The 13,682-nt window shown below is 73.2% G+C and carries 12 protein-coding genes and 1 pseudogene; 3 read left to right on the top strand and 10 right to left on the bottom strand.

Annotated elements, in window-relative coordinates; genetic code table 11:
• Window positions 1-4: 4 nt before the first annotated feature.
• From ACFC02_RS14170 to ACFC02_RS14145, 6 genes and pseudogenes are all read right to left on the bottom strand, one after another.
• Window positions 5-775 carry a GvpL/GvpF family gas vesicle protein gene (locus tag ACFC02_RS14170; protein ID WP_376356279.1) on the bottom strand — a complete coding sequence of 257 codons (771 nt, stop codon included), beginning with the start codon at window positions 773-775 and terminating at the stop codon, window positions 5-7.
• A complete protein-coding gene (locus ACFC02_RS14165; protein WP_360964647.1) occupies window positions 772-1,197 on the bottom strand; it encodes a gas vesicle structural protein GvpA in 426 nt (141 codons plus the stop codon). Before ACFC02_RS14165 ends, ACFC02_RS14170 begins: the two co-directional genes overlap by 4 nt.
• A 73-nt stretch (window positions 1,198-1,270) precedes the next feature.
• Window positions 1,271-1,555, bottom strand: a pseudogene (locus ACFC02_RS14160) (gas vesicle protein); the annotation flags it as partial.
• Window positions 1,556-1,853: 298 nt separating this feature from the next.
• Entirely contained in the window at window positions 1,854-2,774 is a 921-nt protein-coding gene (ligD, locus tag ACFC02_RS14155) for a non-homologous end-joining DNA ligase (RefSeq protein ID WP_376356277.1), read from the bottom strand.
• Window positions 2,771-4,618, bottom strand: a complete 1,848-nt coding sequence (locus ACFC02_RS14150; protein WP_376356275.1) for a transketolase — start codon at window positions 4,616-4,618, stop codon at window positions 2,771-2,773. Before ACFC02_RS14150 ends, ligD begins: the two co-directional genes overlap by 4 nt.
• On the bottom strand, window positions 4,615-6,264 hold the full coding sequence (locus tag ACFC02_RS14145) for an FAD-dependent oxidoreductase (RefSeq protein WP_376356316.1): 1,650 nt from the start codon (window positions 6,262-6,264) through the stop codon (window positions 4,615-4,617). The genes ACFC02_RS14150 and ACFC02_RS14145 overlap by 4 nt, the downstream gene beginning before the upstream one ends.
• A gap of 188 nt (window positions 6,265-6,452) precedes the next feature.
• Here ACFC02_RS14145 and ACFC02_RS14140 point away from each other — a divergent pair, with 188 nt between their 5' ends.
• Entirely contained in the window at window positions 6,453-7,409 is a 957-nt protein-coding gene (locus ACFC02_RS14140) for an LLM class F420-dependent oxidoreductase (RefSeq protein WP_376356273.1), read from the top strand.
• Window positions 7,410-7,534: 125 nt separating this feature from the next.
• Here ACFC02_RS14140 and ACFC02_RS14135 read toward each other — a convergent pair whose 3' ends face one another.
• Complete coding sequence (locus tag ACFC02_RS14135) at window positions 7,535-7,936, bottom strand: phage holin family protein (RefSeq protein WP_376356271.1); 402 nt, start codon at window positions 7,934-7,936, stop codon at window positions 7,535-7,537.
• A 134-nt stretch (window positions 7,937-8,070) separates the two neighbouring features.
• Between ACFC02_RS14135 and ACFC02_RS14130 the strand changes: the two genes are divergently transcribed.
• Window positions 8,071-8,418 (top strand): VOC family protein, encoded by a 348-nt coding sequence (locus ACFC02_RS14130; RefSeq protein ID WP_376356269.1) that lies wholly within the window; start codon window positions 8,071-8,073, stop codon window positions 8,416-8,418.
• Between the two features lie 127 nt (window positions 8,419-8,545).
• On the opposite strand, the gene ACFC02_RS14125 is transcribed toward ACFC02_RS14130, so the two are convergent.
• Window positions 8,546-10,510, bottom strand: a complete 1,965-nt coding sequence (locus tag ACFC02_RS14125) for a DUF5107 domain-containing protein (RefSeq protein ID WP_376356267.1) — start codon at window positions 10,508-10,510, stop codon at window positions 8,546-8,548.
• A 202-nt stretch (window positions 10,511-10,712) separates the two neighbouring features.
• On the opposite strand from ACFC02_RS14125, the gene ACFC02_RS14120 reads away from it, so the two are divergent.
• Window positions 10,713-11,060 carry a DUF6204 family protein gene (locus ACFC02_RS14120; protein WP_376356265.1) on the top strand — a complete coding sequence of 116 codons (348 nt, stop codon included), beginning with the start codon at window positions 10,713-10,715 and terminating at the stop codon, window positions 11,058-11,060.
• Here ACFC02_RS14120 and ACFC02_RS14115 read toward each other — a convergent pair.
• Both ACFC02_RS14115 and ACFC02_RS14110 read right to left on the bottom strand, forming a co-directional pair.
• A complete protein-coding gene (locus tag ACFC02_RS14115) occupies window positions 11,032-11,796 on the bottom strand; it encodes a GNAT family N-acetyltransferase (RefSeq protein ID WP_376356263.1) in 765 nt (254 codons plus the stop codon). The two genes, ACFC02_RS14120 and ACFC02_RS14115, sit on opposite strands and share 29 nt — an antisense overlap.
• A gap of 82 nt (window positions 11,797-11,878) precedes the next feature.
• Window positions 11,879-13,660, bottom strand: a complete 1,782-nt coding sequence (locus ACFC02_RS14110) for a CocE/NonD family hydrolase (RefSeq protein ID WP_376356262.1) — start codon at window positions 13,658-13,660, stop codon at window positions 11,879-11,881.
• Window positions 13,661-13,682 lie beyond the last annotated feature (22 nt).

Below are 13,682 nucleotides of genomic sequence, written 5' to 3'. Positions count from 1 at the left end.
GGCCTCACTCCGCTCCCGCGTCCACTCCCGCCGCGCTGCCCGCGGGCTCGGCCGGGCCGGGCTCGACGAAGCTGTAGGGCGGCAACGGGCCGTTGACGCGCAGTTCGAGATGCGGCATGTCCTTGCGGACCTGCTCGACGGCTTCCAGGAACCCGGCCGCCTCGTCGCGGTCGACCAGGAAGGAGGCGTTGACCAGCCAGCCGGTGGACTCCGGGCCCGCGCTGACCGCCGCCGCCTGCGGTTCGACCGCCTGCACCACCAGGGCGCCGTCCTCGGCCTCCCGGGCCTTGACGGCTGCCGCGACCAGCTCGCCCAGCCTGATCTTGTCCTCGTAACTCCCGCCGCCCGCCTGGCGGTTTGCCTCTGCCTGGGCCCTGATGTCCGGGTTCTCGGACATCACACGGTGCAGGACGGCCTCTTCGACGTGGCTGCCCTTGACGTTGTACTCGACCTTGCCGTCCAGCGCCCGCAGGCGTTCCTTGTAGTGCTCGGCGCGCTCGGAGAGCACGCCGGTGACGGCGTCGTCGTCGGGGGCGAGGCTGCCGAACCGCATGGGCAGCACGCAGCCGGCCGCGCCGACCGCGCCGAGCACGTTCTGGTGGGCGAGCAGGTCCCTGCGCTTGGGGCGCAGCCCCTCGGGGGCGTCGCTGACCACGGCGGCCAGTTCGCCCGCCGTGAGGACGCGGAGCGGCAGGGGCGGATCCCCGACGCCGCCGAGTTCCTCGGGCAGGGCAGGGTGCGAGGTGGCGGTGATGCCGTAGACGTACGTGCTCACTCCTGCTCCTCCTTACGGCGCGCCGAGGCGGACTTGCGCGGCCGCGGCCGGGACTCGGACTCGCTCTCGGAGCGGGCCTGCTTGAAGGCGTCGGAGACGGTCTGGGCCGCGCCGGACAGCGCGCCCTTGGACTTGCCTCGCGCGCCGGACTCGGTGACCTCGCCGACGATCTCGGGCAGACCGGGGCTCTTGCGGGGACCGGCCTCCAGGTCGAGGCGGTTGCACGCCTCGGCGAAGCGCAGATAGGTGTCGACGCTGGCGACGACGACCCGCACGTCGATCTTCAGGATCTCGATACCGACCAGGGAGACCCTCACGAACGCGTCGATCACCAGGCCCCTGTCGAGGACGAGTTCCAGTACGTCGTAGAGACCGCTGCTGCCGCCTCCACCGCCGGATGTCTGTGCCGGGACAACGGTCATGCCGACCGTGCCTCCTTGTCTGTGTGTGGGTTGCGTGTCTGTGCGACTTCGGGTGCGCCGCGCGGCGGACGGCCTACCGGCCGCCGGACCTGTGTGCGTCGGCCCGGCCCCGTTCGTAGCGGCCCAGCCGCCGGTACCCGGCGAGCTGTCCCTCGGGGTCGAGTTCCACCAGGTAGCTCGCCATCAGGCTCATCGTGTCGGGCACGCGGGCGAGTTCGAGGACCTCGACCTCCAGCGACCAGCCGTCCTCGGTCCGCTCGAAACTCGTGACGGACTCGGGGGCCAGGCCGGTCAGCTCCGTGAACTGGGCGCGCGCCTCACGCAGCACCTCCATCGGCCGGGGCCGCCGCGCGGTCGCACGGTTGTCGCTGTTGCCGGGGTCGCTGTCGTTGTTGCCGTTATCGCCGTCGTAGTCGGTGTCGGTGTCGGTGTCGGATTCGGTGTCGGATTCGGTGTCGTAGTCGTTTTCGTAGTCGGTGTGGGTGTCGGTATCGCTGTGTGACTCTCGTGATTCGTGAGAGCTGCGGGATCTCTGAGACTTCTGTGAGCGGTGTGATTTCTGCGGCTTGCGTGATTCCTGCGGCTCTTCAGAGCTTTCTGTGTTCGCCATGGCCACCTCTTCCTCTCCGTGTGGCCGCAGGTGCGTTGGCCAAACCTCAACCACGCAGCGCGTCCAGCCGCCGCCGGGCCGGGCGCAGGGAGCGGCCCCGGCCGGGCACATCGGCCCACGGACGCTTCCGCGCCTGGTCGGCCGCGTCGGCGATGGACCAGCGCCGGGGGCCGAGGCGGGGGTCGTCCAGCTGGTCCCAGGAAAGGGGTACGGCCACGGGCGCGCCCGGCCTGGCCCGGACCGCGTAGGGCGCGACCGCGGTCTGGGCGTAGCCGTTGCGCTGCACGTCCAGGTAGAGGCGCTCGCCCCGGTCCTTCTTGCGGGCGGCCGTGGTGAACCGGTCTGGGTGGCGGGCGGCCAGCACGTCGGCGACGTCCCGGGCGAACTCGCGCACCGGGTCGAAGCCGAGCCGGCCGTCGAGGGGCACGATCACGTGCAGGCCGCGCGATCCGGTGGTCATGAGGGCCGAGGGCAGCGCCAGCTCGTCGAGCAGTTCGCCCAACAGCCGGGCCGCCGTGCGCACCGGCGCGAAGTCGTCTCCGGCCGGGTCGAGGTCGAAGACCATCCGGTCCGGCCGCTCGACGTCGGGCGTCCGCGACAGCCAGCGGTGCGGGGTCAGGCAGGCCTGGTCGGCGAGGAGGACGAGGGTGGCGGTGTCGTCACAGACGGTGTGCGTGACCGTGCCGCCCTCCTTGGCGACCTCCACGCGCGAGACCCAGTCCGGGTAGTGCTCCGGCGTGTTCTTCTGCATGAACACGGGGCCGTCCAGACCGTCCGGGCGGCGCTCCAGCATCAGGGGCCGGCCGCGCAGGTGCGGCAGCATGAAGGATGCGACGGAGCGGTAGTAGTCCACCAGGTCGCCCTTGGTGTACTCCTCGTCGTGGGTGGAGGGGAAGAGGACCTTGTCCGGCCGGTGCACCTGGACGGTGCGCCGGCCGGCCCGTACCGTGCGCGTATCGCCGCTCACGGCACCACCGCCTCTTCCACCAGCAGCCGGGCGGAGGCGGCGATGGACTCCGCGTCGATGCCCGCGGCGTGCAGTTGCTCGGCGGGCGTGGCCGAGCCGGGCATGGTGCGGACGGCGAGCCGGACCAGGCGGGGCACCGGGCGCCCGTCGAGGAACGCGTCGAGGACCGCGTCGCCGATCCCGCCCTCCTCCCGGTGGTCCTCGACCGTGAGCAGACAGCCGGTCTCCTCGGCGGCCCGGCGCAGCGTGGCCCGGTCGACGGGCTTGACGGAGTACAGGTCGATCACCCGGACGTCGATGCCCTCCGCGCCGAGGGCGTCGGCGGCGGCCAGCGCCTCGTGCAGGGTGACGCCCGCGGCGACGATCGTCAGCCGGTCCCCGGTGGAGGAGCGCAGCACCTTGCTACCGCCGACGGAGAACTCCTCGTCGGGGCCGTAGAGCACCGGGCTCCCGCCGCGCGAGGTGCGCAGGTAGCGGATGCCGTCCAGCTCGGCCATGGCGGCGACGAGCTTCGCGGTCTGGTTGGCGTCGCACGGGTAGAGCACGGTCGAGCCGTGCACCGTCCGCATCATGGCCAGGTCCTCCAGGCCCATCTGGCTGGGCCCGTCCTGGCCGATCGACACGCCCGAGTGCGAGCCGTTGAGGTTGATCCCGGAGCCGCTGACGGAGGCCATGCGGACGAAGTCGTAGGCGCGGGTCAGGAACGCGGCGAAGGTGGACGCGTAGGGCACCCAGCCGCGCCGGGCCAGCCCGACGGCCGTCGCGACCATCTGCTGCTCGGCGATGTAGCACTCGAAGTAGCGCTCGGGGTGTTCCTCGGCGAAGAACTCCGAGCGCGTGGAGTCACCGACCTCGCCGTCCAGTGCCACCACGTCGGCCCGTGCGGTGCCGAGCGCGGCGAGGGCGCGGCCGTAGGCGTCACGGGTGGCGACCTCCTCCCCCTGTTCCCAGCGGGGCAGGTCGAGAGTGCTGTCCCCGACGGCGTGCAGCGAGCGCACGGACGGCGGCTCGTGCACGCGCACGCGCAGGTCGCGCAGGCCGCCCAGCTCCTCGATGGCCTCGTCGGCGTCCTTGAGCGGCTTGCCGTGCAGCCCCTCGCGGTCCTCGGTCGCCTTGACGCCCTTGCCCTTGAGGGTGCGGGCGATGATCGCGGTGGGCTGGCCCTTGGTGGAGGCCGCCTCGCCGTAGGCCCGGTCGATCGCTTCCACGTCGTGGCCGTCGATCTCGACCGTGTGCCAGTCGAAGGCGCGGAAGCGGCGGGCGTACGCGTCCAGGTCGTGGCCGTGCCGGGTGGGGCCGCGCTGGCCGAGCCGGTTGACGTCCACGATCACGGTCAGGTTGTCCAGGCGCTCGTACCCGGCGTGCTCGGCGGCCTCCCAGATCGAGCCCTCGGCCATCTCGCTGTCACCGCACAGCACCCACACCCGGTAGCCGGCGTGGTCCAGGCGCTTGCCCGCCAGCGCGATGCCGACGCCGATGGGCAGGCCCTGGCCGAGCGATCCCGTGGCCGTCTCGACCCAGGGCAGCCGCTGCGGCGTGGGGTGCCCTTCGAGGCGGCTGCCCAGTTCGCGGAAGGTGAGCAGTTCCTCGTCGTCCACGGCACCGGCCGCCTTGTACGCGGAGTACAGCAGCGGGGAGGCGTGTCCCTTGGAGAGGACGAAGCGGTCGTTGCCGGGGTGCTCGGGCCGGTCGAAGTCGTAGCGCAGGTGGTGGGCGAGGAGTACGGCCATCAGGTCGGCGGCGGACATGGACGACGTGGGGTGCCCGGATCCCGCCGCGGCGGCCGCCCGCACGCTGTCGACGCGCAACTGCTGTGCGAGGTCGACGAGTTCGGCGTGGTTCATGAGTCTCCCTCCGCTGGGATGTCGGCACGCTTGACCGGGCCGGGGGCGGGGTGGTGCTCGTGAGGTGGGGCGGGCTCCGGCCCCGGCCGGCTCTTCGCGGGCTCCGGGCCCGGCCGGCTCCTGGCGGCTTCGGGGGCGGGGCTGCTCGACGCGGTCTGCGTGCCGTCGCCCTCGTCCTCGCTTGCACCCGCGCGCGAGGGCCGCTCCGCGGGCTCCGCGCCCGCAAGCTGCATCTTCTCCGTGGTGTCGATGACGTCGGTGATGTCGGTGATCCTTTCGCTCTTCGGCTCGGCGGCCGATCCCGGTCCTGCTCCCGCGCGCGTACCGCCGTCCGCTTCCGCACCCGCCCGCTCCCGCGGCCCGCCCCCCACGCGCGCCAGCTCCGGTGACGCCGTGTCCAGGGGTACGGACCAGGACCGCACGAGCCCCAACTGGACTGCCTGGCGGGGCAGTACGCCGCTCAGCAGCCAGTCGGCCGCCACCCTGAGCCGGTTGCCGGGCATGGCGGCCAGGTGGTAGCCGCGGGTGACCGCGGCGGCCGGCGGCCCCGACAGCGGCACGCCCAGCGGGTTGGCGGCGGCCTGCGCGCCGCCGAGGTCCACGATGAACCCCAGGTCCCGGTGGCGGTAGGGGCGCCGCGCGCAGACCCCGAGCGAGGCGGCGACGTTGATCGCGGCGATCCGGCCGTGCCGCCACGCGTGCTGGGCGGTCATCGGGGTGAAGCCGCCGGGGTTGTACGCGTCGGGCACGGCCGCCGCGTCCCCGCAGGCGAACACCTCTGGCCGCCCCGGAACCTGGAGGTAGGGGTCCACGACGATCCGGCCGCGCTCCAGGGGCCGGCCGGTGCTCTCCACCAGCGGGTCGGGCCGTACGCCCACGCACCACACCAGGGTCCGGGTCGGTACGAACTCACCGTCGGTGAGCAGCACCCCTTCGTGCGTGGCCTCCTTCACGGAGGTGCCCATGCGCACGTCGACGCCGCGCCGTCGCAGCACCCGGTCCGCGGTGCGCGACAGCCGCTCGTCCAGCTCGGGCAGGACACGGGGCGCGACGTCCAGGAGCATCCAGCGGGGCCGCATGCCCTGGCGCAGCGGGTGCTCGCGCACCTGCGCGTCGGTGTACGTCTTCCCGTGCGCGGCGACCTCCGTTCCCGTGTAGCCCGCCCCCACCACGACGAAGGTGCAGCGGGCGGCGCAGCTGTCGCGGTCGCCGGCCACTGCGGCCAGCTCTATCTGCCGGGTGACGTGGTCGCGCAGGTACAGCGCCTCGGGCAGTCCGCGGAAGCCGTGCGCGTACTCGGCGACGCCGGGGATGGGCAGCAGCTTGTTGACACTGCCGACCGCCAGCACCAGCCGGTCGTAGGCCAGCGTGTCGCGGGCCCCCTCGGGGCCGGTGCAGGGCACGAGGCGCGCGTCGAGGTCGACGCGGTCGGCCTCGCCGAGGACCAGGCGGACGCCGGGCAGGCCCGCGGAGAGCGAGACGGCGACGCGGCGCGGTTCCAGGACGCCCGCGGCCACCTGCGGCAGCAGCGGCACGTACAGGAAGTAGTCGGTCGGGTTCAGCAGGGTGATGTCGGCCTTGTGGCGCGACATCCGGGAGAGGGTCCGGGCCGCGTGGTAACCGGCGAAACCGGCACCGACGATCACGATGCGGGGTCCACTCACGGTTCGCCTCCGGCGCTGTCGCGTGCCTGGTACGGAGCTCTCCGCGTCCCCCGGGCCCCGGCACCCAAACGTCGGCCCGGCTCCCGGACCGGCGCGGCACCGCCGGTTTCCGGCCCCGCCGCCGGGTACTCGGGCCGCGACCCCGTCCGCCCCGTCGTGGAGGTTCCCCCATGCCCGAGTACGGCTACTTCCTGTCCTGCGAGCAGTACGGCCCCGCGGAACTCGTCGAGCAGGCCAGAATGGCCGAACAGGCCGGTTTCGAGGCACTGTGGATCTCCGACCACTACCACCCGTGGAACGACGCGCAGGGCCAGAGCGCGTTCGTGTGGTCGGTGATCGGCGCGCTCTCCGAGGCGGTGTCCCTGCCCATCGAGACGGCCGTCACGTGTCCGACGGTGCGGATGCATCCGGCGGTGGTGGCGCAGGCCGCCGCGACCAGCGCGGTGATGACGGAGGGCAGGTTCCGGCTCGGGGTCGGCAGCGGGGAGGCGCTCAACGAGCACATCCTGGGCGACCGGTGGCCGCCGGCGCACGTGCGTCTGGAGATGCTGGAGGAGGCGATCCAGGTCATGCGCCGGCTGTTCACGGGCGAGGAGGTCGACCATCACGGCACGTACTACACGGTGGAGAACGCGCGTCTGTACACCGTCCCCGACGAGCCGGTGCCGATCGACGTCTCCGGGTTCGGTCCCAAGGCGACCTCGCTCGCGGCGCGGGTCGGCGACGGGTACATCACGATGATGCCGGACGAGGAGATGGTCACGCAGTACCGCAAGGGCGGCGGTGGGGCCAAGCTCGTCAGCGGCGGGACGAAGGTGTGCTTCGGCGCCGACCGCGAGGAGTGCGTCCGCACGGTGCACGAGCTGTGGTACAACGAGCAACTGCCCGGCGAGATGGGCCAGGTGCTGCCCACGCCCCGCCACTTCGAGCAGTTGGAGCCGCTGGTCACCGAGGACATGGTGCGGCAGAACGTGGTGTGCGGCGACGACGCGGACCAGCACGTGGCCACGTTGCGGGAGTTCGCCGACGCGGGCTTCGACCGGGTCTACGTCAACCAGATCGGTGCCGACCAGCGCGGCTTCTTCGACTTCTACCGCACGAAGGTGCTGCCGCAGCTGCCGCGGTGACCGGCCCGGGACCGGCGGGACCCGAGCAGGGCACCGGTCCCGCGCAGGGCACGTAAGACGGCGCCTACCCCGGCGAAGAGTGCCGGGGCGGGCGCCGTCGTACGTGTGGTGTGCGCGCGGGCCGTTCAGGACTCCTCGTCCCGTGGGCGCGGCACGGCGGGCGGGCTCTGCGGCATCGGCGGTACGGACGGCGCCGGCGGGCGTGCGGACGACCCGTGCGCGGACGGACCGTGCACGGACGGCCGGGCCGCGCGGCGCAGCGCGTACGCCGCCGCGCCCAGGACCGCCGCCGTGACCAGCGCGGCGGCCCAGCCGGGCAGCCCGATCGCGAGGGCCAGCCCGGCGGCGAGCGCGACGGCCGCGCCCGCGTACAGGGCGACGGCGCCCGACGCCGCGTACAGCAGGGCCGTACGGCGCTGCCTGCGGGTCTGCTCGCGCAGTTCGTCGCGCACCGTCTCGCGTGCCACCTGCGCCAGTTCGTCGACCAGGTGCTTGTCCAGATGCTCCAAGTGATCCAAGCGCTCCATGCCGGACGGGTACCCGCACAGGTGTGCGTATAACTGACTGTCGCTGCTCGTGCCCCAGCGGTACACCGCGGCACGCCCTGCTGATCACCGCGTACGATCTCCGTACGGCACTGCTCCCAACTAGGCTCGTGCGTATGGAGATTCTGGGAACCAGCCTGCGCGTCTGCGTCGACGACCTGGAGACCGCGGTCCCCTTCTACGAACGTCTCGCGGGCGCCGAAGCCCTTCAGTTCGAGCGCGGCGGGGTGAAGGTGGCGGCTGTCGGCTGCTTTCTGCTGATGAGCGGCCCCGAGGCCGAGTTGGAGGTGTTGCGCAAGGTGGCGGCGACCATCGCCGTGGCGGACGTCGACGAGGCCCACCGGGTGCTGACCGAACTGGGGGCCCGCGTCGTCGCGGGCCCGGTCGCGACACCGGCGGGCCGCAATCTGATCGCCGTGCACCCGGACGGGGCGGTGTACGAGTACGTGGACCGCCGCGGCTGACCGTCGCGCGACCCGCCGGGGCCCGCAGGCCCGCGCGGCCCCCACGACCGGCCGCCGGGCCGCCGCCGGCCTCGGCGCGACGCGGGCCGAACGAAGCTCTCAGCGCGACGCGGGCCGACCGCCGGACTCAGCGCGACGGGGGCCGCATCCGGAAGTCGTGACGCTGCGGCAGCGGGCCGCCGACGGCCCGCTCCCACACCCGGCCGATCCGCTCGTCGCCCTCCCTCAGGTCGGCGACCTCGAAGCCGCCCTCGAAGACGGCCCGGGCCCGGTCGCGGTGTCCCTCCGCGAGCAGCAGTTCCGCTTCGAGCAGCCGGAACCGGCCGCGCTCGCGGATCTCGGGGTGCAGCCGGTCCCACACGGAGCGCGCGCCCGCCGCCCGGCCCGCCCGCAGCAGCGCCTCGATCGCCTCCCGGCCGAGCGCGGCGGTGGCGGCACTCCACTGCTCGCCGTGGTCGCGCCGCTCGTGGCAGAGGTCGTCGAAGGCCTCGGCGTACCGGTCGGCGGCCCGCTCGTGGTGGCCGGACTCCTGATCGGCGACGGCCAGGCAGCGCAGCAACGGCCACAGCGACGGCGCGAGTCCGAGCGCCCGCTCCCAACTGCGCACGGCCTGCGCGCGGTCACCGGCGTGCCACTGGGCGACACCGAGGTGGTACTCGGCGAGCGGCGTGGCGGGCGCCGTCTCCAGCAGGTCGCGCCAGTGCGGAGCGACCAGTGTCTCCCCGGGCGGGTTCACCCGGCGCGGCTCGGGGAAGGTGCCGGTGCGCAGCAGTTCCCGCCAGGGTTCCTGCGGCGCGCCGAGCGTGGTCTCGGGAAATGGCGTGCCGGGCAGTTTCCAGCCGGCGCGCAGCACTTCGAGTGCGCCCCAGCCGGACCCGGTGGCCAGGATCTCGGCGGGTTCCGCGTCGGCGTACGGCTGCCAGGCTGCGTAGGCGGCCTCGACGTCCGCGCGTGGCAGGACGGTCTCCAGCCGCTCCTCGGTGCGCCGTACGGCGGTGCCCCACTCCCCCGCCGGGGGCGGCGCGTCGAGCGGGCCGTAGGACTCCAGCCACGCCACCTCGCTCTCCGCCTCCAGCCGTACGTGCTCCAGTTGGGTGCGGGCGAGTCCGGCCTGGATCTCGCAGTAGCCGCCGGTGCCGGGCTCGGTGAGCCACTGCTGCCAGCGGCGTCCGCCCGGGCCGGAGCCCCAGACGAACAGCTTGCGGCCGCGCAGCACGTCGGTGGAGGTCTGTACGAGTCCGGTGCCGTCCTCGTCGAGGGCGGCGATCCAGCGGCGCCGGTCCGCGGGCACCTCGTAGAAGTAGTCGGCGGCGTACGTGCTGTTGAGGGGGTAGGTGCGGTCGGTCCCCTCGTGCACGGGGACCGGGACCCGGGTCAGGCGGCGGTCGTAGCCGAAGTGCCAGGCTTCCTCGGCGGGGGCGAGCACCCGGCGTTCCTCGGGGACGGCGATGTTGGACCACCAGTAGGTGGGGACGGGCCGCTCGTGCGGGTTGCGGACGCGGACGCCGACGTGCAGGAAGTCGGAGCCCTCCGGCAGCCACAGGTCCACCTGGAAGGGCAGGTCGCGCAAGCGTTCCCACTCCCACAGGCGCAGCATGACGCCGCCGTCCGGGGCTGGGACGCGGGCGGCATGCAGGGGCGAGCAGGAGAGGGCGGTGTGGCCGGTGGCGCCGATGTTCCATTCGATGCCGCCCGAGAACCAGGCGCCGTTGAGGGCGAAGTCGGCAGGCTGGAACACCGGGTTGCGGTAGAGGAGTTCGCGGCCGGTGCTCTTGTGGACGAGGGAGGCGATCCGGCCGCCGAGGCCGGGGAGCACGGTGGCGCGCAGCCGGTCGTTCTCCAGGACGAGGGCGTCGATCCCGGCGGGTCGCCGTGTCCTGCCGTAGCCGTCGCGGATCCGTGCGGGCAGCAGGCTGTTCAGGGGGGCGTAGCCGATCTGCCGGGCCATGTCGTGCGGCAGGTCCGCCTTGTCCCGGTCCTCGATGCAGTGGGCCTCGTCGAGCGGACGCAGCGCGGGCAGCGGGTTGTCGGGGCCCACGGGAGCGCAGGGAAGCGTCAGTACGTCGCGTCGGATCGTCGTCACGATCACCATGGAACCCGGTCACCGGGGAGCTGACCAGGGGCGCTGCCGGTCAGGATTGCGCAAAGGCGCCCGGCGGGCCGGCGGGGCCGCCGGGCGGAAATGCCGTGGGCGGCGCCCCCTGGACGACGTACAGTCGGTCCTTCGACCATGACCGCGGCGATGCGCCGGTGCGGTGGCGTGCCGGGGCGGTGGCGAAGGAGTACGAGTACCGATGAGCGAGCAGCACACCTACCGGGTCATCGTCCGGGGCACCTGGGACGGGCTGACCGACGAGTCGCGGGCGCGGCTGCTCGCCGGGGCGGCGGACCACGGGATGACGAGCATGCGGTTCACCGAGGAGGGGTCGCTGTCCTACGAGGCGGCGCCGCTGAAGCACTTCTCGATGCGCTTCGTCGTGGTGTCGGACGCCCGGGACGGTGAGGAGATGGCGGCGGCGATCGCGGAGGACCGGGCGGAGAGCGCTCTGCGCGGCCTCGGCCACGGTTTCCGCGACCTGCGCTCCACCGTCACCGACCTCGACACGATGAAGGTCAACCGGAAGTCCGCGTCCCGGCGGTGAGCGCCCACCGCTGGTGGTCGCGCCAGGCCCCGTCGACGTGGAGCATGTCCGGGGAGTAGCCCTCCAGGCGGAAGCCGCAGGAGCGGGCCAGGGCGATGGAGGCGGTGTTGCCCGGCTGGACGTTGATCTCCAGCCGGTGCAGGCCCATCGGGCCGAAGGCGTGCTCGATGACGAGGCCGAGGGCTTCCCGCATCAGTCCGCGCCCGGCCGCGTGCGCGAAGGCGCCGTAGCCGAGCGCGCCGCTCTGGAAGGCACCCCGCACGATGTTGTTGATGTTGATGTAACCGGCGATGGCCCCCGCCCGCGGTCCGTCGCCGGGCCCCTCGTCCGCTCCGGTGATGACTCCTTCGTCCGGTCCGCCGATGAGCCCTTCGTCCGCTCCGGTGATGACTCCTTCGTCCGGTCCGCCGATGAGCCCTTCGTCCGCTCCGGTGATGACTCCTTCGTCCGGTCCGGTGATGATCCCCTCGCCGGGGCCGGCCGTGGCCCCCGCGCTGCCGGCCGTCCCCTGGCCGCCCTTCTCGCAGACCAGGAAGCCGGCCCTGTCCTGGCCGTCGATCAGCCGCTGCGCGTAGGCGGTGTACGCCTCGGCCGTGGCAGGCGGGAACAGCCACGGGCGGTGCAGGCCGGTGCTCTCCCGGACCCGGGCGGTGAACTCGGGGCCGTCGTCCTGGGTGAAGTGACGGATGCCCACGCGGGGCCCCTCGGCGAGGTAGCGGGATGCGGTGTGCGGCATGTCCGCCACCCTATGCGAGGCGCGCGCGCCTTACTCCGGGGCGCGGCTCACTCCGGGGCGCGGCCCACTGCGGTCCCGCGGCTCACTCCGGTACGACGGGCAGGCTCAGCGTTCCGGTGTCTTCGGGGGAGCTGACCACGGTGACCGGCTTGATGCCGCGGTTGCCGAAGTAGGCGTCGTCGCTCGCCGCGATCACGAACCGCAGCCGGTGCCCCTGGGCGAAGCGGTGCACGATGCCCGGCAGCGTCACGGTGAAGGCGCTGGTCGCGTCGGGCACGCGGACGGGTGCGACCAGCCGGTGCACGAGGGTCCGGGTGCCGTCGGGCGCCTCGTCGTACAGCTTGGCGAACAGGACGAGCCGGTCGGCGGCGTCGGGCGAGCCCTGCGCGCGTTCGGCCTTCGGGGAGACGACCTTGAGCGTGGCGCGGGGCGCGCCCACGACGTCCATGGCCTGCGTCAGCGGCGCGCTCGTCCAGTCGAGGTGCGTGCCCTTGACGTCGTACGGCGCGGGGTCGGGGAGTCCGATGACGCCCGCCAGTGAGCTTTCCGAATGACTCGTGGCAACGAGCCAGTTGGTGTAGGTGCGGCTGCCGCGGGTGACCTGGCCCGGGTGGTCGACGAGGGTGCCGTCGCCGGAGAGGTAGAGGGTCCGGCCGGGTGCGGGCAGGCGGTCGGCGGTCGCGTAGGTGTGGTCGGGGTCGCTGATCCAGTCGCGGTAGTAGGCGAAGTCGGGGCCGGTGCCGGTGTCCCGGTCGCGGTGCAGGTAGCGGTCGAACCAGGCGAGGACGCGCCGGCCGACGTAGCTGGTCTCCAGGTTGCCCTGGGCGAGGTTCAGTTCGCCGGCGGCGGGGTCGGTCATGCCGCCGCTGTGGCCCCAGGACTGCCAGATCATCTTCGTCTCGGTGCCCTGGGCCTTCAGGGTCCGGTAGGTCGCGGTGGCCTCGTTGAGGTTGAAGAGGGTGTCGGCCTGGCCCTGGACGAGCAGGGTGGGTGCCGTCACCCGGTCGAGGTAGGAGACCGGGGAGACGCTGCGCGCGTAGGAGAGCAGGCGCCGGGTGGCGTCCTCGGGGTAGCGGCCCGAGTCGAGGGTGCGGACGGTGTCGCAGGCCTGGCTGGTGAAGTGCAGGCAGGTGAGGGAGTTGATCCGGCTGGGGTCGAGGGCCGGCCGGGTGAGCGGCTGGCTCTCGCCCATGAGGTAGAAGCCGTTGGTCCACTGCCACTTGAAGGCGCCGGGCACGCCGGTGGCGCCGCCTGCGTTGTTCGGGTCGAGGGAGTAGGCGAGGTCGTTCCAGGTGATCATCGGGACGAGGGCGTCTACGCGGTGGTCGACGGCGGCGGTGGCCAGTTGCACGGCGCCGCCGTAGGAGCCGCCGATCATGCCGACGCGGGGGTCTCCGGCGCCGTCCTGGGTGACGTAGTCGGCGCGGGTTCCGTCGTCGGCGGCGCGCCGGCCGGCCAGGAAGTCGACGAGCTGCGAGGCGGCGCGGCCGTCGACGGCCGGGTCGTCCAGGGAGACCAGGCAGCCCGACGCGCCGAAGCCGAGACCGGAGTAGACGAGGGAGACGTATCCGCGGGCGGCGAAGGCCTTGCCGACGGCGTCGGTCGAACCGTCGTCCTTGCTGCCGCCGAACCCGTTGGTGGCGAGCACGGCGGGCGCGGGGTGGGCGCTGTCGACACCGGCGGGCCGGTACAGGTCGGCGTCCACGGTGCAGGTCCGCGCACCCGCCCGGACGGTGAACTTCAGCGGCGTGACGCCGTACTGGCCGCCGGCCGCCGCGGGGGCGGTGAGGGCCAGGGGCGAGCCGAGTGCGGCCGCGAGGGCGAGGACGAGGGTGGTGCGGGCTCTGGGAACACGACGGGACACGAGACCTCCACACTGAGGACAA

Source organism: Streptomyces sp. NPDC056160 (genome assembly GCF_042268205.1).
Classification (GTDB): Bacteria; Actinomycetota; Actinomycetes; order Streptomycetales; family Streptomycetaceae; genus Streptomyces.
This window is presented reverse-complemented; position numbering and strand designations above follow the sequence as displayed.

Coding starts and splice junctions, on each gene's coding strand:
- ACFC02_RS14165 (WP_360964647.1), bottom strand. CDS start 1,197: ATGACCGTTGTCCCGGCACAGACATCCGGCGGTGGAGGCGGCAGCAGC.
- ACFC02_RS14150 (WP_376356275.1), bottom strand. CDS start 4,618: ATGAACCACGCCGAACTCGTCGACCTCGCACAGCAGTTGCGCGTCGAC.
- ACFC02_RS14140 (WP_376356273.1), top strand. CDS start 6,453: ATGCCCGAGTACGGCTACTTCCTGTCCTGCGAGCAGTACGGCCCCGCG.
- ACFC02_RS14135 (WP_376356271.1), bottom strand. CDS start 7,936: ATGGAGCGCTTGGATCACTTGGAGCATCTGGACAAGCACCTGGTCGAC.
- ACFC02_RS14130 (WP_376356269.1), top strand. CDS start 8,071: ATGGAGATTCTGGGAACCAGCCTGCGCGTCTGCGTCGACGACCTGGAG.
- ACFC02_RS14125 (WP_376356267.1), bottom strand. CDS start 10,510: ATGGTGATCGTGACGACGATCCGACGCGACGTACTGACGCTTCCCTGC.
- ACFC02_RS14120 (WP_376356265.1), top strand. CDS start 10,713: ATGAGCGAGCAGCACACCTACCGGGTCATCGTCCGGGGCACCTGGGAC.
- ACFC02_RS14115 (WP_376356263.1), bottom strand. CDS start 11,796: ATGCCGCACACCGCATCCCGCTACCTCGCCGAGGGGCCCCGCGTGGGC.